Annotated in this window: 15 protein-coding genes and 3 tRNA genes; 4 read left to right on the top strand and 14 right to left on the bottom strand. The window is 70.7% G+C overall.

Going from position 1 to position 19,842, the window contains the following annotated elements:
- Window positions 1-17: 17 nt before the first annotated feature.
- The 14 genes from WA640_RS00075 to WA640_RS00140 form a co-directional block, all read right to left on the bottom strand.
- Window positions 18-2,624, bottom strand: coding sequence for an exo-rhamnogalacturonan lyase family protein (locus WA640_RS00075; RefSeq protein WP_335985524.1), 2,607 nt, complete (start codon window positions 2,622-2,624; stop codon window positions 18-20).
- Window positions 2,621-3,274 carry a DUF1961 family protein gene (locus tag WA640_RS00080; protein WP_335985525.1) on the bottom strand — a complete coding sequence of 218 codons (654 nt, stop codon included), beginning with the start codon at window positions 3,272-3,274 and terminating at the stop codon, window positions 2,621-2,623. Before WA640_RS00080 ends, WA640_RS00075 begins: the two co-directional genes overlap by 4 nt.
- Window positions 3,271-3,972, bottom strand: a complete 702-nt coding sequence (locus WA640_RS00085) for a rhamnogalacturonan acetylesterase (protein ID WP_335985526.1) — start codon at window positions 3,970-3,972, stop codon at window positions 3,271-3,273. Before WA640_RS00085 ends, WA640_RS00080 begins: the two co-directional genes overlap by 4 nt.
- On the bottom strand, window positions 3,972-4,853 hold the full coding sequence (locus tag WA640_RS00090; protein WP_335985527.1) for a carbohydrate ABC transporter permease: 882 nt from the start codon (window positions 4,851-4,853) through the stop codon (window positions 3,972-3,974). Before WA640_RS00090 ends, WA640_RS00085 begins: the two co-directional genes overlap by 1 nt.
- Entirely contained in the window at window positions 4,853-5,815 is a 963-nt protein-coding gene (locus WA640_RS00095) for an ABC transporter permease (RefSeq protein WP_106362426.1), read from the bottom strand. Before WA640_RS00095 ends, WA640_RS00090 begins: the two co-directional genes overlap by 1 nt.
- Window positions 5,816-5,874: 59 nt before the next feature.
- Window positions 5,875-7,395 carry an extracellular solute-binding protein gene (locus tag WA640_RS00100; protein WP_335985528.1) on the bottom strand — a complete coding sequence of 507 codons (1,521 nt, stop codon included), beginning with the start codon at window positions 7,393-7,395 and terminating at the stop codon, window positions 5,875-5,877.
- Between the two features lie 61 nt (window positions 7,396-7,456).
- Window positions 7,457-8,098, bottom strand: coding sequence for a DUF624 domain-containing protein (locus WA640_RS00105; protein ID WP_335985529.1), 642 nt, complete (start codon window positions 8,096-8,098; stop codon window positions 7,457-7,459).
- Window positions 8,099-8,388: 290 nt separating this feature from the next.
- Window positions 8,389-9,069 (bottom strand): hypothetical protein, encoded by a 681-nt coding sequence (locus WA640_RS00110; protein ID WP_335985530.1) that lies wholly within the window; start codon window positions 9,067-9,069, stop codon window positions 8,389-8,391.
- 5 nt (window positions 9,070-9,074) lie between these two features.
- Window positions 9,075-9,998: a carbohydrate ABC transporter permease gene (locus tag WA640_RS00115; protein ID WP_335985531.1), complete on the bottom strand. Its 924-nt coding sequence runs from the start codon at window positions 9,996-9,998 to the stop codon at window positions 9,075-9,077.
- Window positions 9,995-10,969 carry an ABC transporter permease gene (locus WA640_RS00120; protein ID WP_106362422.1) on the bottom strand — a complete coding sequence of 325 codons (975 nt, stop codon included), beginning with the start codon at window positions 10,967-10,969 and terminating at the stop codon, window positions 9,995-9,997. Before WA640_RS00120 ends, WA640_RS00115 begins: the two co-directional genes overlap by 4 nt.
- Window positions 10,970-11,016: 47 nt before the next feature.
- Entirely contained in the window at window positions 11,017-12,696 is a 1,680-nt protein-coding gene (locus WA640_RS00125) for an ABC transporter substrate-binding protein (protein WP_106362421.1), read from the bottom strand.
- 287 nt (window positions 12,697-12,983) lie between these two features.
- Window positions 12,984-13,057, bottom strand: a tRNA-Cys gene (locus WA640_RS00130).
- 49 nt (window positions 13,058-13,106) lie between these two features.
- Window positions 13,107-13,178, bottom strand: a tRNA-Val gene (locus WA640_RS00135).
- Window positions 13,179-13,202: 24 nt separating this feature from the next.
- Window positions 13,203-13,275, bottom strand: a tRNA-Gly gene (locus WA640_RS00140).
- Between the two features lie 136 nt (window positions 13,276-13,411).
- On the opposite strand from WA640_RS00140, the gene WA640_RS00145 reads away from it, so the two are divergent.
- From WA640_RS00145 to WA640_RS00160, 4 genes are all read left to right on the top strand, one after another.
- The gene (locus tag WA640_RS00145) at window positions 13,412-15,745 is read left to right on the top strand and encodes a Tex family protein (protein WP_335985532.1); all 2,334 of its coding nucleotides are present in this window, start codon (window positions 13,412-13,414) and stop codon (window positions 15,743-15,745) included.
- Window positions 15,746-15,794: 49 nt separating this feature from the next.
- Window positions 15,795-16,937 (top strand): sensor histidine kinase, encoded by a 1,143-nt coding sequence (locus WA640_RS00150; protein ID WP_146147957.1) that lies wholly within the window; start codon window positions 15,795-15,797, stop codon window positions 16,935-16,937.
- A complete protein-coding gene (locus WA640_RS00155; RefSeq protein WP_335986528.1) occupies window positions 16,934-17,605 on the top strand; it encodes a response regulator transcription factor in 672 nt (223 codons plus the stop codon). Before WA640_RS00150 ends, WA640_RS00155 begins: the two co-directional genes overlap by 4 nt.
- A gap of 107 nt (window positions 17,606-17,712) precedes the next feature.
- Complete coding sequence (locus WA640_RS00160; RefSeq protein WP_335985533.1) at window positions 17,713-19,827, top strand: MMPL family transporter; 2,115 nt, start codon at window positions 17,713-17,715, stop codon at window positions 19,825-19,827.
- Window positions 19,828-19,842 lie beyond the last annotated feature (15 nt).

Genomic DNA, 19,842 nt, shown 5'->3' on the forward strand with positions numbered 1-19,842 from the left:
CCTTCCGCGTGCCCGGGTCAGCGCAGGCGGCGCCCGATGAGGGCGAGGTTCTGGATGGTCGCCAGGCCGCACTGGGCGGCGTCGTTGGTGGAGAGCGTGCGCGCCTCGTCCACGGGGGCGAGGACCTCCGGCGGGAGGATCTGCACGGTGCGGAACGCGTCCTCCCCCATGAACTCGCCGCCCGCGAAGTAGGCGCGCCAGGCCCGGTCGGCGAGCGCGTCGTCGCCGAGCCGGTGCGCCGCGTACGCGGTGAGGCGCGAATGGGCCTGCTCCAGGTGGACGCCCGCGGGGGCGGTGCCGAGCTCGGCGCGCTGGGCCTCGGGGTCGGCGAGGTAGAGGCGGCAGTACTGGAGCCAGGCGTCCTTGAACCCGGGGGCGTCGACCAGTCCGGCGTCGATGAGGGACACCAGTTCGCTGCACACTTCGACCAGGCCGAACACGGCGGAGAGGTGTGAGAGGGCGACGCGATCGCGCGCGGTGTCGAAGCGGCCCTTGTCGAGGTCGTACAGGGCCTCGCCGGTGAAGAAGCCCTTCGGGAGCGATCCGATGTCGCGCATCGTGCCGACGAGGCGGTCGCGGGACCGCTCGTTCCCGGTGATCTCCCAGTCCGCCAGCCAGGTCGCCGCGAGCGCGCTCCAGTCGGTGCCGAGGCCGACCGCGAGCGCGCCGCGCTCGGGCCGGTAGGTCGCGGCGTCGGCGCGCACTTTGCGGGTCGGGTCGAGGGCGAGGAACGTGGCGTCGGAGTCGCGCTGCTCCAGCATGCGGTCGCGGGTGTGCTCGTCGCCGGTGAGCAGGTAGTGGACGCGGCGGTACGCGGGCGTGGAGATGCGGACCTGCTTGGCGCTGCACCCCCAGTGCTGCACGTTGTGCCGCGTGCCGAGGCCCCGCCAGGGGCCGGCGTGGTAGACGTCGACGTCGCCGGTGTGGCGGGTCATGCGCTCGGCGAGGCGGAAGACGTCGGCGCGGCCGGTGCGCAGGAACGAGGTCCACAGCCACAGGTCCGGGGAGAGCTCGGAGTTGTCCCAGGCGTAGCCGCCGACGTCGTAGCGCCAGGTGTGGCGGTCGGCGTCGTAGGCGTGCATGACGTCGCCGAAGTTCCAGAACCCGTACCAGGAGCGCTGGTCGATCTGTCCGATGTAGAAGTCCAGGAGGAAGTCGAGCCGGTCTTCGAGGGCGGCGCGCTTCGGGTCGGCGCGGTCGGGCAGGTCCCAGTCGCCGAGGAACCCTTGGAGGGCTTCAGGCGTGGCGGCGAGCTGCGGGCGCAGGACGGTGCCGCGGGCGAGGCGGGCGAGTTCGGCGACGGGGGGCGTGGCGGCGTACGGGGTCACGGTGAGCTCGTGGGTGCGGGCGATGCCGTGGGCGGTGCCGAAGCCGGGCTCGTAGTCCTCGTAGGTGATCTCCAGGGCGTCGAGCTGGTCGGCGTAGGTGTCCTGGCCGAGGCCGTCGTGGTAGAAGCGCAGGTCCATGGGCTCGGCGTCGGGCGACCAGAGCCACAGGGTCAGCGTCGCGGCCTCGGTGTCGGCGGCGCGGACGTCGAGGCCGGTGGGGTGGGACTGCCAGAACCCGGTGAGGCCCAACGCGAGTCCGCCCGCGGTGTCGCCGACGTAGGCGAGCCCGTCGGCGCGGGTGCCCTGGGCGGCGTCGATCCAGGGCCGGTCGGCGGCGGTGCGCTTGCGGATCGTGTAGCCGTTCGCGTTCGGCTGGCGCAGCGTGTAGTCGGCCCAGGCGGGGATCCAGCGCGACAGGCGCTCCACGTCGCGGTCCCAGGTGGACGGGTCCGGGACGGGGCGGCCGTCGAGCTGCGCGGCGCGGACCTCGGCGCCGGGGTCGCGGCGCAGGCCGGTGAGGCCGCGCACGGCCTCGCGCAGGAAGCCGCCGCCCGCGCCCGCGAGGCGCACGTGGCGGTCGTGGAGGTCCGCGCGCAGCGGCACGGTGAACCGCAGGCCGAGCGAGGAGAGGAAGTCCCGCTCGGGGTCGCCGTCCCAGGTGAAGGAGTGGACGATCCGGAACGTCGCGGCCCCTGCCGCGAACACGAGCCGCACGGTGAACGGGAGCCATTCGCGACCGGACTCCTCGCGGTGGACGCCGGTGACGCGGACGACCGCGCGCAGCGGCCCGTCCTGCTCGACCTCGCAGGCGGTGACGTGCCCGGCGGCGTGCGCGCGGCCGGGGACGTCGGGTTCGGGGCGGTCCTGGCGGCTGGAGACGAGGCGGCCGGAGGCGGCGACCTCGGCGTCGCTTACCCTGATGGAGCGGACCAGGTCGGTGCCGGTGCGGGACAAGGTGATGCGGGCGGCGCCGGTGTCGACCTCGACGGCGTCGGCGGTCTCGGCGACGTGGACCCGCACGGCCGGTGCGGGGCCGGGGCCGCGCACGACCCGGTAGCCGTCCGCGGGCTCGCCCGCGCCGAGCGCGATCCCGGCCCATTTGACGCTGCCGTCGGGCCAGGCGGCGAGCCGCCACGTCTGGGCGGGCACCGGGGTCCCGGCGTCGTCTACTACGGACAGTTCAGCGGGGTCGGCGACGGCGCCGGGGGCGAGCGGGACGCCGCAGGTGACGCCCGCGAGCGCGAGGTCGGGCGCGGCGTCGTCGAGCCAGCGCAGGGGCACATCCACAGTGGTCACAGGGTGGTCACCTCAAGGTCGCGGTAGTGGGAGACGAGCGGGGCCATCTGGCGGAAGCCGATGCGGCCCGCGCCGAGCGGTTCGGGGTCGCGGAACGTGAAGAGCGTCAGGCCGTCGATCGCGAACGACACCTCCGGGCCGCGCTTGGCGACGCGGACGCGGTAGTGGCCGTCGGCGTCCTCGGGGCCGGGCAGCGGGTCGGCGCCCTGGGCGACGAGGCGGAAGCCGGGGCTCTTGCGGAGGTTGCAGGTGCGGAAGCGGCGCTCGGCCGGCCACTTGCGGCGCAGGTAGGACACGTGCAGGGCGGAGACGTCGCCCGAGTGGTACTGCGGGTAGTAGCCGGTGCGCGGCTTGAGCGCCGGGTCGAACAGGTCGCGGCCGCCGGTGCCGGCTGCGGCGAAGAACAGCATCGCGAGTCCTTCGCCCGCAAGGGGCCTGAAGTCCCATTCGATCGCGACGTCGGCGGGGAAGACCTCGGGGCACCAGAGCGTGAAGTGGGCGTGGTCGCCGCGCCCGGCCGCGGCGAGGGCCGCCTCGTCGGCGGTGCTGGAGAGGACCAGGCCGCCGTCGGCGTGCGCGGTGCCGGCGGGGCCCTCGGCCCTCCAGCCGTCGAGGTCGGCCGCCTCGGCGAGCGGGTTGCGGTAGGTCACGGCCGGACCAGCCACTTCCCCAGCGGCTCTTGGTCGTCGCCGACGCCGTCGAGGGCGTGCAGGTGCTCGGCGACGAAGCGGGCGACCGCGGCGGCCCCGGCGGTCGTGTAGTGGGTGTTGTCGCCTTGGAGCTTCTCGTCGACCTCGACGCGCAGGTCGGCGGCCGCGCCGTGGACGAACAACGCGGCCGACTCGTCCTCGCCGAGCCAGGTGTAGAGCCAGCGCGTGAACGCCGTCAGGTCGATGACCGGGACGTCGAGCTCCTTGCCGAGGGCGCGCACCGCGGCCGGGTACGGGCCGTGCGAGTGGCGCAGGGCCCCTTCGCGGAACATGCGGCGCTCGACGCTGGTGGCGAGGACCGGGCGGGCCCCGGCGGCGCGGGTCTCGGCGACGAAGGCGGCGAGGCGGTCGCGGTAGCCGCCGTCGGCGGCGAGGGTCTCGGGCTCCTTCTGGTCGTTGTGCCCGAACTGGATCACGACGGTGTCGCCGGGTTCGAGTGCGGCGGCGAGCGCGTCCCAGCGCCCCTCCTCGCGGAAGGACTCGGTGGTCGCGCCGCCTTTGGCGTGGTTCTGCACCGGTTCGGCGGTGAACCGCTGGAGCTCGTCGCCCCAGCCCAGGAGCGGCAGGTCGGGGCGCCCGGAGGTCGCGCCGCCGTCGGTGGGGGCGACGGTGGAGTCGCCGGCGAGGTGGATCGTCATCAGCCCTTCACACTTCCTATGAGCATGCCTTTGGCGAAGTGCTTCTGGAGGAACGGGTACGCCAGGAGCACCGGGATGGTCGCGATGATCACGACCGCGAACTTGATCCCCTGGGCGGGGGGCGGCACGTCGGTCGCCATCTCGTCGGCCGAGAGCGAGGCCGCGGCGGTGACCTGCCGCAGGATCATCTGGAGCGTCCACTTGCTGGTGTCGCTCAGGTACAGCAGGGGCGAGAGGTAGTCGTTCCAGATGCCGACGGCGTAGAACAGCGCGAACGTCGCCAGGACCGGCTTCGACAGCGGGAGGATCACGTGCCACAGCACCTGGAGCTCGTTGGCGCCGTCGATCTTCGCGGACTCTTCGAGCTCGCGCGGGAGCTGCTGGAAGAAGTTCTTGATGATGATGAGGCTGAACGGGTTGATCGCCAGCGGCAGGATGAGCGCCCAGTAGGTGTCGAGCAGGCCGAGGTCCTTGACGACCAGGAACGTCGGGATCATCCCGGCGCTGAAGACCATCGTGAACACGACCAGGGCGAGGACCGTGCGTCGCCCGGGGAGGTCGGGCTTGGCGAGCGGGTACGCCATGAGCGCGGTCAGGCCGAGCTGGACGAGCGTGCCGACGAAGGTGACGACCACGGTGGTCGCGAAGGCGCGCACGAACACGTCGGAGGACAGGATCGACGCGTACGAGGCGGTCGTGAACTCGTTCGGCCACAGGAAGAACGGCCGGGTGGTGATCTCCAGCTCGGTGGCGAACGACCCGGCGAGCACGTACAGGAACGGCAGGATCGCGAGCAGGCCGACGCCGGTGAGCATCGCGACGTTGAGGACGTCGAAGGCGCGGCCGGCCCGGGTGTTGAACCGCTTGTGCGTCGTGGACATCAGAAGATCCCCTGCTGGTTGAAGCGCTTGGCGAGCCAGTTGGTGCCGAAGATGAGCACCAGCCCGACGATGGCCTTGAACAGGCCCACGGCCGTGGAGTAGCTGTAGGCGCCCTGCTCGATCCCCGCGAAGTAGACGTACGTGTCGAACACGTCGGCCACGGTCCGGTTGAGCGAGTTCGACATCAGGTAGATCTGCTCGAAGCCGGTGTTGAGGATCTGGCCGGTGTGCAGGATCAGCAGGACCGTGATCGTGGGGAGGATCGAGGGGATCGTGATGTGCCGGACGCGCTGCCAGCGGCCCGCGCCGTCGATGATCGCGGCCTCGTACTGCTCCTGGTCGACGCCCGCGAGCGCGGCGAGGAAGATGATCGTGCCCCAGCCGGTGTCCTTCCAGACCATCTGCATGAGCACGAGCGGCCGGAACCAGTCGGGGTCGGCGAGCATGTTCGCGTCCGTCCCGAAGAGCCCTGCGAAGAACGTCCACAGGGGGCCGGTGTCGATCGCGAACAGCAGCGCGGTGATCGACACGACGACGGTCCACGACAGGAAGTGCGGGATGTAGACGAGGGTCTGCACGGTGCGCTTGAGGATCTGGAGCCGCAGCTCGTTGAGCAGCAGCGCCAGCACGATCGTGAGCGGGAACGCGATGAGCAGGCTGAGCGCGGCGATGACGAGGGTGTTGACGAGCAGCCGCGGGAAGTCGGGGTTCGACAGGAACGCCTGGAAGTGGGCGAAGCCGACCCATTCACTGCCGTCGATGCCGAGGAACGGGATGTAGTTCTTGAACGCGATCCGCGCCCCGTACATGGGCCAGAACCGGAACAGGGCGAAGTACACGAGTCCGGGGAGCATGAGCAGGAACAGCCAGCGGTAGCGCACGGCGTCCCGGCGCAGGCGCCGCAGGCGGCCGGGCCCGCGCGCGAGGGGTGGTTCGCGGTCGGCCGCGAGGGCGGTCGTCATCGCAGTCTCCTTGGGGGTTCGGTGCGCGGGGCCGGGCGGGCCCGGCCCCGCGCGGGCGGTCAGTTCAGGTCGGCGTACAGGTCGTTGATCTCCTGCACGACGTCGTCGCCGCCGCTGGAGCGCCAGGTGTCGAGGGCCGCATGGAGTCCGGCGTCGTCGATCTGGCCCGCGATGTACTGGATGCGGGCGTCGGCGATGATCGTGTCGAGCTGGGCGCCGCTGGTGGTGTAGGTCGGCGACACGAACCCGGCGGCCGGGTTGAACACGGCGTTCGCGAGGTCCTCGGCCTGGAGGTCGAGCCGCTGCTGGTACAGGGCCTTGTCGTACTCGGTCTCCTCCTGGATCGGGTACGCGTTGTAGCCCGCGACGTTCATGCCGAGCTGCGCCCACGCGCCGGTGACCTGGTCGGTGAAGTCCTGCTTCGCGGGGTCGAACACGGCCTCGCCGTCGACGACGGTGTAGTTGTCGCCCTCGATGCCGTGGTTCATGAGGTTCTGCGCCTCGGTGGTGTTGAGCTCGTTGAGGGCCGTCAGGACCTGCTTGAGCTGGTCCTCGGTCTGCACGCCCGCGCGGGGGACGGCGAGGAAGCCGGAGTACCCGGAGGTGGGCAGCGCGTAGGTCCCGTTGGGCCCGTCGAGCTGGCCGACGAGCGCGACGTACTGGTCGTAGTGCTCGGGGTCCTGCTCCTTGAACAGGCCGGCGAGCTGGGTGGCGCGGGACTGGACGTCGATGATGATGCCGCCCTCGCCGTTCAGGAACGGCTCGTTCCAGGTGGCGGGGTCCATCGTGACATAGTCGGCGTTGACGTAGCCGTTCGCGACGAGGTCGCGCTCGTACTGGAGGGCCTGGAGCCACTCGTCGGTGGTGAAGGCGGGGACGAGCTCGCCGCCCTCCTCGCGCCACAGGTTGCCCGAGCCGTACCAGGTCTCGATGGCGTCGTAGGGGCTGCCGTTGCCGATGCCGCCCCAGGCGGGGTTGATGATCCCGTAGGTGTCGTCCTCGCCGTCGCCGTCCGGGTCGTCCTCGGTGAAGGCGCGGGCGACCTCGTAGAGGTCGGCGGTGGTCTGCGGCTGGGCGAGCCCGAGGTTGTCGAGCCAGTCCTGGCGGAGGATGACGCTGGTGCGGATGACGTCGCGGGCGCGGTAGACCCCGTAGACCTTCCCGTTGACGCTCGCGGCCTCCTGCACCTGCGGGTTCTCGGTGACGAGGTTGGGGTAGTCGCCGGAGGCGAGGTACTCGGTGAGATCCCAGAACCCGCCGGCCTCGGCGGTCTGGACGAAGGACTGGTCCTTGCCCTGGATGACCATGACGTCGGGGATGTCGTCGCCCGCGAGGACGGTGTTGGTCTTGCTGCCGTAGTCGGTGTTGGGCACCCACTGGACGCTCAGGTCGAGTCCGGCGAGGTCGCTGAGCGCCTTGTCGACCGGGTCGTCCTCCTCGGGCGGGACCGCGGAGAAGAACGGCGCCATGATGTCGAGCGACTCCAGCGGTTCAGCGTTGTCGCCGCCGTCCGAGCACGCGCCGAGCGCGAGGCTCCCGACGGCGAGCAGCGCCACCGGTATGCGCTTTCTTTTCAACATGGGGGTTGTCCTTTCGGAAAGGGGATTCTCGATTGCCGTCCCGCCGGCGGCGGGCGGATCGTCAGGCCGCGCCCGGCAGGCTCCGGTCGTTCGCGGCGAAGAAGGAGAGGCACAGCGCGGTGCACAGGTGGATCCACACGCCGACCGACAGCACCGGCAGAAGCCCGGGGACCAGTGCGGTGACCGCGCCGACGAGCGCGGTCGTGGCGGCGAGGAGGAGCGGCGCGCCGGGGAAGCGGAGCAGGAACTCCCAGGCCAGGCGCAGGCACCGGCCGCGGCGCAGCTCGTAGTGGGCGTCCATCGCGATCGCGAGGAGCAGGTGCGCGACGACGAGGGCGAGGGCGGCGACGAGCGCGGCCCGCAGCCAGGGGGACTCGGCGGCGGCGAGGTTCCAGCCGAGGGCGGCGAGCGCGAGCGCCGACGGGGCCGCGAGGAGGTTGGCGTGGACGAACCGGCGCCGCCACCGGGAGGCGAAGGCGCGCAACAGGTGCTGGGAGTCGCCGCGCAGGCGGATGCGGCTGCACGCGGCCGCCGCGGCGAGCGCGGGGGCCCAGCCGAGGACGATGCCGCCCGCCAGGGTGAAGGCGATCACCAGGAGGTTGAGCGCGCCGACGTAGGCGATCGCGTCGAGCCGCCCGTACCAGCGCTCGGTCCGCGACCCGCCGGCCGCCGACGGACGGCGAGGGGTGTCCAGTGTCGTCATGCGCGTACTCCACATCTCCGTCGATGCGTCCGGGCGAGGGGCCCGGCGAGGGGTGCCGCGCCGAGGGAGCGCGGTTGATTCACATATTTGAAAGGATTCAAACGTGATTGACACAATAGTTAACGATCAACTCCGCGTCAACACTGCGCCGGTACTGCCATCAAAGCCCTGAAACGGACCACAGTGGAGGCGCCTGCGCCGCATCGGCCTTGAATCGGTTCAACCGCGTGCCGCAGGGGGTATGCGGGCGCGGGCGGGAGGCATGGCCTCCCGCCCGCGTTCGGGTCCGATCAAGGTCTGGTGAACCGCTTCGTGACGTCGTCGACGGCCGGGCGGACGACGAGCCACAGGCCCGCGGCGAATGCCCAGCCGACGAGGAGGAGCACCGCCTCGGAGCCGGTGACGACGACGGCCGCCGCGACGACGAGGAGCGCGAGGATGCCGAGCGAGGTCTTCCAGGACAGGAAGAACTCGGCGGCGGCCACGCGCAGCACGTCGCGGAAGCGGAACGAGAAGAACGACGTCACCGTCAGCAGGTGGCCCGACCACACCGCGAGCGCGACGAGCAGGACCGCGCCGACCGGGCGCAGGACCGCCCCGCCGGGCACGGTCCCCGCGAAGAGGACGTTCACGGCGAGCACGGTCGCCGCCGCGAGCACCGGGACCCACCACGCGAGGGTGTCGCGCAGGTTGAGCCGCAGGCCCCGCAGGAGCGGCCGGGCCGGGCTCAGGTCCGGTTCCGCGGCCCAGGCCCGCTGCGCGTACAGGGCCGCCGAGAGGGCGGGCGCGGCGGGCAGGAGCGCGGCGGCGAACAGGACCGCGTTCCCGGCCTCGGGCGCGAGGAGCGTCCACAGCACCACGGTGGGAAGCCCCGCGGCCGCGAGGAACACGGCGAGGACGAGGTAGCGGTAGACCGCGGCGGTGGCCCGGGAGAGGGTCCCGGGGCCGACCTCGTCGGCATCGGTTCGCATCGCCATCACCCCTTCACCGACCCCAGCATGACGCCCGTGACGAAGAACCGCTGCACGAACGGGTAGATGCACAGGATCGGGATGACGGTGAGGATCATCGTCACCGCCTGGATGTTGGAGGACACCAGGGCGGTCGTGGTCCCGGCGGCCGCGGCCCCCTCGGACGCGGTCGTGGAGGCGCCCGCGATGAGGTTGCGCAGGAACAGGGTCACGGGGAACAGCTCGGTCTTGTCGAGGTACAGGAACGCGGCGAACCAGTCGTTCCAGAACGCGACCGAGTAGAACAGGATCATCGTGGCGATGACGGCCTTCGACAGCGGCAGCACGATGCGCCCGAAGATCCCGTACCAGCCGAGGCCGTCGATCTGCGCGGCCTCTTCGAGCTCCTTGGGGAGGCTCTCGAAGAAGGACTTCATGACCAGCAGGTTGAAGACCGAGATCGCGCCGGGCAGGACGATGGCCCACATGGTGTTCTTCATGCCCAGCGAGGAGATGAGCACGTAGTTGGGGACCAGGCCGCCGTTGAAGAACATCGTGAACACGGCGATGCCGATGAGGACCTTGCGGCCCTTCAGGTGCGGCTTCGAGAGCACGAACGCGTAGGTCGTGGTGAGGACCATCGCGATCGCGGTGCCGGTGACGGTGTACAGCACGGTGTTGCCGTAGTTGCGCCAGAACGTCTCGTTCTGCATGACGGCGGCGTACGTGTCGGTGTTGAAGCCGACGGGCCAAAAGGACACCTGGCCGGCGTTGATCGCGCCGGGCGAGGAGAACGACTGGGCGAGCACGGTGATGAACGGGTAGAGCATCAGCGCGCACAGCAGGATCAGGAACACGGCGTTGAAGGCGCCGAAGACGCGCGTCCCGCGGGTCTCGCGGCCGCGGCTGGGCCCCCGGAGGACCCGCTCGGGGTCGATTCTGGTCGTCACCACAGGCTCGTCCCCACCATCCGCCGCGAGATCAGGTTCGCGGAGAGCACCATCACGAGGCCGATCAGGGCCTGGAACAGGCCGATCGCCGCCGCATAACTGAGATTGTTCGACACCAGGCCGACCCGGTACAGGTACGTCGAGATGACGTCGGCCGTCTGGTAGGTCAGCGGGTTGTACAGGAGCAGGACCTTCTCGAAGCCGACGTTGAGGAACGTGCCGATGTTGAGGATCAGCAGCGTGATCATCGTCGGGCGGATGCCCGGGAGGGTCACGTGCCAGGTCTGGCGCCACCGGCCCGCGCCGTCGATGCGCGCGGCCTCGTACAGCGAGTCGTCGACGGAGGTGAGGGCCGCGAGGTAGAGGATCGTGCCCCAGCCGACGGTCTGCCACACCTCCGACCCGACGTAGACGGCGCGGAACCACTCGGGCCGCTGGAGGAACGGGATGCCCTCGCCGCCGAACGCGCCGATGATCTGGTTGACGGTGCCCTGGAGCGACAGCAGCTGCATGAGCATGCCGACGACGATGACCACCGACAGGAAGTGCGGCAGGTAGGAGATCGACTGGACGATCTTCTTGAAATGCCGCTTGCGGACCTCGTTGAGCAGCAGCGCCAGGATGATCGGCAGCGGGAAGCAGACCACCAGGGTCAGGCCGCCGAGGATCGCGGTGTTCGTGAAGACGTGCCAGAACGACGGGTCGTTGATGAACATCTCGATGTAGCGGAACCCGACCCACTCGTCGCCGAAGATGCTGCCGCCGGGGCGGAACCTCCGGAACGCGATGACGTTGCCGACCATGGGGCCGTACTTGAAGATCGCGAAGAAGATCAGGGGCAGGAGCGCGAGGCTGTAGAGCTGCCAGTCGCGGCGGAAGGCCTCGCGCCAGGTCTGGCGGCGCTTGCGGCGCCGCGGCGGCGGGGGCGCGGCGGGCGCTGCGGCCGGCCGCTCGGTGCTGGTGAGGGTCATGCGTGCACCTCCGATCGGCGCCGGGGCCAGGGGCCCCGGCGGGCGGATCAGGAGTTCTCCTCCTCGAAGCGGGTCCGGGCCCCGTTGACGAGGTCGACGTACTGCTGGAGGCCCTGCGCTTCGAGCTCGGCGACGTAGTCGTCCCATTCGGCGATGTCGCGCTCGCCCATGATGAAGCGCAGCGTGTTGGTGTCCACGGTGTCCTTCAGCGGGGTGGCGAGGAGCGAGGCCTGCTCCAGCTCCATCTCGTCGAGGGGCGCGGGCGGGTTGGGGTCGCGCGGGGTGCGCGTGGAGAGCACGGAGTCGATGTACTCGACGAACGTGGGCGTGTTGTAGGACTCCTTGAGGGAGCGGGCCTCGGTCGAGTCGGCGAACACCGAGTTCGACCAGCCGAGGTCCGCCTGGATGTCCGTGGGCGCGCCCGGGTTGATGTTGTACGCGTCGAGGGAGAACTCCGGCTTGAGGGTGATCTTGCCGTCGGCGTCCTTCGTGTAGGTCTCGTCGAGGACGCCCCAGCGGATGAGCTCGCGCGCCTCGGGGTTGTAGTAGAGCCAGTCGAGGAACTGGAGGGTCGCGAGGAAGTACTCGGACTCCGCGGCCTCGGCGTTGAGCATGAAGCCGTTCCAGAAGTTCCGCGGCTCCACGACCTGCCCGGCGGGGCCGCCGGGCGGGGCGATCTGGAGGACCTCGTAGTTGCCCTCGCCGACCGTCTCGTTCAGGGCCTGCGCGAACTCGATCGCGGTGCCGCTCGAACCCGACGCGGCGAACACGAGCTCGTTGGCGAACTTCTCGGCGACGCTGCCGCCGCCGGAGCCGTCGTTCGCGGCGGTGAGCGAGTCGGTGTCCAGCAGGCCGTCGGCGACGAGGCCGCGGAAGTACTCGACCATCTGCTTGTAGCCCTCGGAGACCGCCGTGTACTGGAGGCCGCCGTTGCCGTCGTCCATCATGCCGTCGCCGAAGCCCCAGCCGGCCTGCGCGCCGAAGGCGTGCGCGGCGTAGTTGAGCATCGACGCGGCCTCGAAGCCGTCGGCGAGCGGGTACGAGTCGGGGTAGGCGGCTTTGATCTTGACGAGCGCCTCGCGCATCTCGTCCCAGGTCTCGGGGATGCCCCCGGCGACGGACTCGAAGACGTCCTTGCGGATCACGAGCGTGAACACCGGGACCGAGACCTCCTGGAGGCCCGGCAGCATGTAGTACTTGCCGTCGGCCTGCTTGAGGTTGTCGATCATGCCGCCGAGGTCCCACTCCTCCACGTACTTCTGGAAGTTCGGCATGTGCTCGACGTAGTCGCTCATCGGGACGATCGCGCCGGAGGACACGAACGAGTCCTCCTCGCCGGTGTACACGAGCGGGATGATCGAGGGGGCGTCGCCCGCACTGAGCAGCAGGCTGCGCTTCTCGACCGCGTCGCTGAAGGGGATGGTGGTCAGCTCGAACTTGACGTTGGTGCGCTTCTCGATCTCGTCGAAGAACGTCCAGGTATCGGTCACCGGCAGGTCCGGCCACTCGGTCCACAGCAGCGACAGGGTGAACGGCTCGGTCGCTTTGAACTGCGTGTCCGCCTTGAAGTCGTCCATCGCGCCCTTGGACTGGGCGTCGAGGTCCACTTCGGCGTCGCCGTCGTCGCTGCACGCCGCGAGCGCCATCGCACCCGTGGCGGCCACCGAGAACCCGATGAGTCCGCGGCGGGTCGCCTTGAAGGGCGTTCGCCCGTACACGTCCGACATGTGTCTCCTCCTTGAGAACGGCCCGGTTTCCGACCGAATGCGCACGATCACACGACCGCTTCGACCGAAACTTTCGGAGCCTTTACCGATAATTTCCAGAGCTTAATTCCGACGGGCAGTGATGTCAATAAATCTCCGCGCCCGGCCGCAAGCGCGTGCCCGGGCATCGGCCCCAAAACGGGCTTCCAGAGGACGAAAGAGAATGGGGGTATGCGGAATTGATGCAGAAGAGGGAGGGTAAGGAAAAAGCCCGGTCGCCCGGGCTTCGTTCCTCGATGTTCATTCGATGGAGGTGGGTACGGGATTCGAACCCGTGTGCACGGCTTTGCAGGCCGTTACCTAACCGCTCGGACAACCCACCCTGGTGTGGAAAAGACCCAGGCCTTGCGAACCTGGGCCTTTCACTTCGGTGGACGATACTGGGATTGAACCAGTGACCTCTCCCGTGTCAGGGGAGTGCTCTCCCGCTGAGCTAATCGTCCGGGATAGCGCTCTTTCGAGCTCCGAGCGGACGACCGGGATCGAACCGGCGACCTACACCTTGGCAAGGTGTCGCGCTACCAACTGCGCTACGTCCGCATGTCTTCCAGGAGTTTGTTTCCGTTCCCCCGGCGACGGGATAGAACTTTACCCAACCCGTCCGGAAGCGTCCACCGGGGGGTCGGGGCTTGCGGCTCTCCCCGGTGTTGTCGCAGCGCTCTGGCAGAATCCTCCCGTGGCTCAAGCTATCGATCAACGCATCGCCGAAGAACTCTCGGTCGGCGCCCACCAAGTCCGCTCGGCCGTCGCGCTCCTCGACGACGGCTCCACCGTCCCGTTCATCGCCCGGTACCGCAAGGAGGCCACCGGGGGCCTCTCCGACGAGCAGCTCCGCTCCCTCGAAGAGCGCCTGGGGTACCTGCGGGAGCTGGAGGCCCGCCGCAAGGCGGTGCTCGAATCGATCGGCGAGCAGGGCAAGCTCACCGAGGCGCTGGCCGCGCAGATCGACGCCGCCGACACGAAGGCGCGGCTCGAAGACCTCTACGCGCCCTTCAAGGTCAAGCGCCGCACCAAGGCCCAGATCGCCCGCGAGGCCGGGCTGGAGCCGCTCGCCGACCTCCTGCTGAGTGATCCCTCACAGGACCCCGAGGCTGCCGCCGCGGCGTTCCTCAACCCGGAGAAGGAGGTCGCCGACGCGGCCGCCGCGCTCGCCGGGGCCCGCGCGATCCTCACCGAGCGGTTCTCCGAGGACGCCGACCTCATCGGCGACCTGCGTGAACGCATGTGGCGCAAGGGACGCGTGGTCGCGAAGGTCCGCGACGGGGCCGAGGAGAAGGGCGCGAAGTTCTCCGACTACTTCGACTTCGCCGAGACGTTCACCACGCTCCCCTCGCACCGGGTGCTCGCGCTGTTCCGCGGCGAGAAGGAGGAGGCGCTCTCGCTCGCGCTGGAGCCGGGCGAGGCCGAGGCCGACGGGGCCGACTGCGAGGCCGTGATCGCCGCGAAGTTCGGGATCAGGGACGAGGGGCGGCCCGCGGACGCGTGGCTCGCCAAGACCGTCTCGTGGGCCTGGCGCACCCGCATCCTCGTCAAGCTCGGCGTGGACCTGCGGATGCGGCTGTGGCAGCAGGCCGAGGACGAGGCCGTGAAGGTCTTCGCCGCGAACCTCAAGGACCTGCTCCTCGCCGCCCCGGCCGGGCCGAAGGCCGTCATGGGCCTGGACCCGGGCTACCGCACCGGCGTCAAGGTCGCCGTGGTCGACGCCACCGGGAAGGTCCTCGACACCACCGCGATCTACCCGCACCAGCCGCAGAACCGCTGGGACGACTCGCTGGCCGTGCTCGGCGCGCTCGTCAAGAAGCACGGCGTGCAGCTCATCGCCATCGGCAACGGCACCGCCTCCCGCGAGACCGACCGGCTCGCCGCCGACCTCGTGAAGGCGTTCGCGGGGACCGCGGACATCGCGAAGATCGTCGTCTCCGAGGCGGGCGCGTCGATCTACTCGGCGTCCGCGTACGCCACCAAGGAGCTCCCGGGCATGGACGTGTCGCTGCGCGGCGCCGTCTCGATCGCCCGCCGGCTCCAGGACCCGCTCGCCGAACTCGTCAAGATCGAGCCCAAGCACATCGGCGTCGGCCAGTACCAGCACGACCTCACCGAGTCGAAGCTCACGCGGTCGCTCGAAGCGGTCGTCGAGGACGCCGTGAACGCCGTCGGCGTGGACCTGAACACCGCGTCGGTGCCGCTGCTGTCGCAGGTGTCGGGGCTGAGCGAGTCCGTGGCCGCGAACATCGTGGCCTACCGGGACGAGCACGGCCGCTTCGCCGACCGCAAGGGCCTGCTGAATGTGCCCCGCTTGGGCCCCAAGGCGTTCGAGCAGGCCGCCGGGTTCCTGCGGGTGCCGGGCGGGGACAACCCGCTCGACGTGTCCGCGGTCCACCCCGAGGCGTACCCGGTCGTGGAGCGGATCATCGCGGCCACCGGGGTCTCGGTCGCCGGGATCGTCGGCGACGCGAAGACGCTCCGCAAGCTCAAGCCCGGGGACTTCGCCGACGACCGCTTCGGCGTGCCCACGGTGACCGACATCCTCGCTGAGCTGGAGAAGCCCGGCCGCGACCCGCGGCCCGAGTTCAAGGCCGCCGCGTTCAAGGAGGGCGTCGAGAAGGTCGCCGACCTCAAGCCGGGGATGCTCCTCGAAGGAGCCGTGACGAACGTCGCCGCGTTCGGCGCGTTCGTCGACATCGGCGTCCACCAGGACGGCCTCGTGCACATCTCGGCGCTCGCGAACCGCTACGTCGAGGACCCGCGCGAGATCGTCAAGCCCGGCGACGTCGTCAAGGTCAAGGTCCTGTCCGTGGACCTCCAGCGCCAGCGCATCTCGCTGACGATGCGCCTGGAGGACGAGCCCGAGGCGGGCGGCGGCCAGGACCGGCGCCGCCAGGGCGGGGACCGGAACGCCAAGGGCGGCAAGGGCGGCGGACGCCAGCAGCCGCGCCAGGGCGGGGGCCGCCAGGCCGCGCCCGAGAGCGCGATGGCCGAGGCGCTGCGCCGCGCGGGGCTGGCGAAGTGACGCGCGGGAGCGCCCGGCCCGGGCCGGGCGCTCCCCTAGAGTTGTTGTTGTGAAACGACCTGCGACCCTGTTCCGGCCCGGCGACCTCGTTGCGGGGGCCGTGAACGCGGTCGTGGTCCTGACCTGGTCGTTCGTGCAGTGGGAGCTGCGCATCACCGACACGCAGGGCCTGAACGAGGGCCTGGCGTGGGCGATGATGGGCGTGTCGATCGTGGCGCTGTTCTTCCGGACCCCGTACCCGCTCGCGGTCACGCTCGTCACGTGGGCGGCGACGCTGGTCTACTACCCGGCGTCCTCGACGGACGGGCCGATGCTCTCGGCGTTCGTGGTCGCGCTGTACACGCTCGCGGCCCTCGGCAGGCTCGTTGCGGCGTCGGTGATCGCGGCGAGCACGTTCGTGATCGTCGTGGTCTCGGAGGTCCTCGCGGACTTCGCGCACATGACCGCCAGCGAGACGTTCATGCTCTCGGGCTGGATCATCGCGGTCCCCGCGATCGGCGCGGTCGTGGCGCACCACCGCCGGTACCGGGCCGAGACGCTCGTGGCCCTGGAGGAGACGCAGCGCCGGTCCGTCGCCGAGGAGCGCATCAGGATCGCACGGGACCTGCACGACGCCGTCGGGCACCACCTGTCGCTCATCAACGTGCAGACCACCGCGGCGCTGCGGAAGCTGCGCAAGGACCCCTCGTACGCGACCGGGGAGGTCCTGGAGGTCGTGGCCGAGACCAGCCGGATGTCGCTGCGGGAGCTGCGGGCCATGGTCGGGGTGCTGCGGGAGGCCGGGGAGGCCGCGCCGACCGGGCCGGGCCCGAGCATCGCGCAGCTCCCGGCGCTCGCGGAGGCGGCGCGGGCGTCCGGCCTGGAGGTGGACCTGCGCGTCGACGGGGGCAAGGAGGTGCCGGTGGCCGTGGACGCCGCCGCGTACCGGGTGGTGCAGGAGTCGCTGACGAATGTGCTGCGGCACGCGAGGGCGACCCGCGTGCAGGTGAACGTGGTGATCGGGACGTCGACGCTGGCGCTCGCGGTCGTGGACGACGGCGTCGGGGATGCCAAGGGCGCGAACAAGGCCGGGAACGGTCTGGCGGGGATGCGCGAGCGCGCGGAGGGCCTCGGCGGTACCTTCGACGCGGGGCCGCGCGAGGACGGCGGCTTCGCCGTGGAGGCCGCGTGGCCGTTGGAGGTGCCGAAGTGATCCGGGTGATGCTCGTCGACGACCAGCGGCTGGTGCGTGCCGGGTTCGCGTCGATCCTCGGCGACGAGGAGGACGTGGAGCTGGTCGGCGAGGCCGGCGACGGCGCGGAGGCCCTGGAGCTGGTGCGCTCCAAGCGGCCCGACGTGGTGCTCATGGACATCCGGATGCCGCGCATGGACGGCCTGGAGGCGACCGAGCGGATCGGGCGGGACCCGAAGCTCGACGGCGTCAAGGTCGTGATCCTGACGACGTTCGACGAGGACGACTACGTGTACCGGGCGCTGCGCGCGGGCGCGAGCGGGTTCCTCGTCAAGGACACCGATCCGGATGAGTTGATCCACGCGATCCGGGTGGTCGCCGCGGGCGAGGCGCTCATCTCCCCGAAGGTGACGCGGCGGCTCATCGCCGAGTTCGCGGGGCGCGTCGCGCGGCCGGAGCCGAGCTCGAAGCTCGGCGCGCTCACCGAGCGGGAGACCGAGGTGCTCAAGCTGGTGGCGACGGGCATGAGCAACGACGAGATCGCCGGGACCCTGTTCCTGTCCCCCGCGACGGCGAAGACGCACGTCAGCCGCATCATGTCGAAGCTGTCGGCGCGGGACCGGGCGCAGCTGGTGGTGACCGCGTACGAGGCCGGGCTCGTCCGTCCCACATGGACCGACGGGCAGTGATGCTACCGGGGTGGTACGGGCCCGGGCGGGCCTGATCCCGCGGAGGTAGCGCGAATGCCGCTGCCGGGACGATGCGACCGGGCCCCTGCGGCGGCGATAGTCGCGGCATGGAACAAGACCTCGCCCGCCCGCGCTCGCGCATGGCCCGCCTGTCCGACTGGACGCAGCGCCGGCCGCTCACCGCACTCCTCGTCTGGGTCGTCGTGTTCGCCGCGTCGATCGGCGCCGCCACCGTCGTCGGATCGGCGTTCGACGACGACTTCTCGATGCCCGGCACCGAGTCCCAGGAGCTCTCGGACCTGCTCGCCGACCGCGCCCCCGACGCGGACCCGGTGACCGTGCAGGTCGTGTTCGCCGCCGATGCCGTCGCGGCCGAGCAGGACCGCGTGGACGCGCTGCTCGCCGACCTCGCCGCGATGCCCGGCGTCGGGGCGGTCACCGACCCGTACACCGAGCCCGGCGCGATCAGCGCCGACGGCACCGTCGGGTACGCGACCGTCGCGTTCGACGGGACCACCGAGGAGGCCGCGGCGCTGCTGCCGGTGGCCGAGGACGCCGCCGGGGACGGCCTCGACGTCGCGCTCGGCGGCGACCCGATCCGCGAGGCCGAGGAGGGCGGCGGCGGGGCCGCCGAAGGCATCGGCATCCTCGCGGCCCTGGTGATCCTCGTGCTCATGTTCGGGTCGTTCCTGGCCGCGAGCCTGCCGCTCATCACCGCCGTGTTCGCCGTGGGCACCACGTTCTGCCTGGCGCAGCTCGTGTCTCACGTGACGACCCTGCCGACGTACCTGACGCCCATCCTGTTCCTGGTCGGGCTCGGCGTCGGCATCGACTACGCGCTCCTGATCTTCGCGCGGTTCCGCTCCGAGCTCCTCGGCGGCGCGGCCAGGCGCGACGCCGCCGCCACGGCCCTCGACACCGCGGGCCGGTCCGTGCTGTTCGCCGGGTCGGTCGTGATCGTGGCCCTCATCGGCCTGTACGCGCTGGGACTCGGTGCGCTCCAGTCGGTCTCGATCGCCGTCGCGCTCGTGGTGCTGGTGACCATGCTCGCGTCGGTGACGCTGCTGCCCGCGCTGCTCGCCATGTTCGGCAAGCGGATCGAGCGGCGCGTGAGGAAGCACGCGGCGAAGGCCAAGGGCGTGCCCGGGCGGCGCTGGAACGCGTGGTCGCGGCTCGTCGAGAAGCAGGCGTGGCTCGCGATCGTCCTCGTCACCGTCGGCCTCGTCGCGCTGTCCGCGCCCCTCACGGGCATCCGGCTCGGCTTCGCCGACGCGGGCACCGAGTCCGAGGAGCTCCAGAGCCGACAGGCGTACGACATGCTCGCCGACGGGTTCGGGAAGGGCTTCAACGGGCCGCTCCTGGTCGTCACCGACGGGACCGAGGCCGAAGCGGCCGCGGCCCGCGACGCGGTCGGCGCGCTGGACGGCGTGGAGTACGCGACCCCGGCGTTCCCCATCGGCGAGGACCTGTGGATGTCCACGGTGTTCGGCACCGGCGGGCCCAGCGACGAGGCCACCGTGGACCTCGTCCACGAGCTGCGCGACGACCTCGACGGCGTCGCGGGCGACCAGTACGTCGGCGGCGCCACCGCCGCGGCGATCGACTTCAGCGACATCATCGAGCAGCGGGCGCCGCTGTTCCTGATCCTCGTCGTCGGCCTGTCGATGCTCCTGCTCATGGTCGTGTTCCGGTCGGTCCTCATCCCGATCAAGGCCGCGATCCTCAACCTGCTCACCATCGGCGCGAGCCTCGGGCTCGTCACCTGGATGTTCCAGGGCGGGGCCCTCGGCGCCGAGCCGGGCCCGATCGAGGCGTTCGTGCCCGTCATGTCCTTCGCCATTATTTTCGGGCTGTCGATGGACTACGAGGTGTTCCTCATGTCCCGCATGAGGGAGGAGTGGGTCCGCGGCGGTGACGCCCGCGAGGCGGTCCGCAAGGGCCTCGCCTCCACCGGCGGCGTCGTGACCGCGGCGGCCGCGATCATGATCGCCGTGTTCGGGGCGTTCGTGTTCAGCGAGTCGCGGATGCTCCAGCAGTTCGGCGTCGGCATGGCCGCGGCGATCTTCCTCGACGCGTTCGTCATCCGCGTGCTCCTCGTGCCCGCGATCATGAAAGTCCTCGGCCGGTCCGCGTGGTGGATGCCGAAGTGGCTCGACCGGGCCCTGCCGCACGTCACCGTCGAACCCGAGCGCGAGCCCGCGAAGGAGCCCGCCCGAGTCTAGGAACAGGGAACCCAG

This window comes from Glycomyces sp. MUSA5-2 (assembly GCF_037034145.1).
GTDB lineage: Bacteria > Actinomycetota > Actinomycetes > Mycobacteriales > Micromonosporaceae > Glycomyces > Glycomyces artemisiae.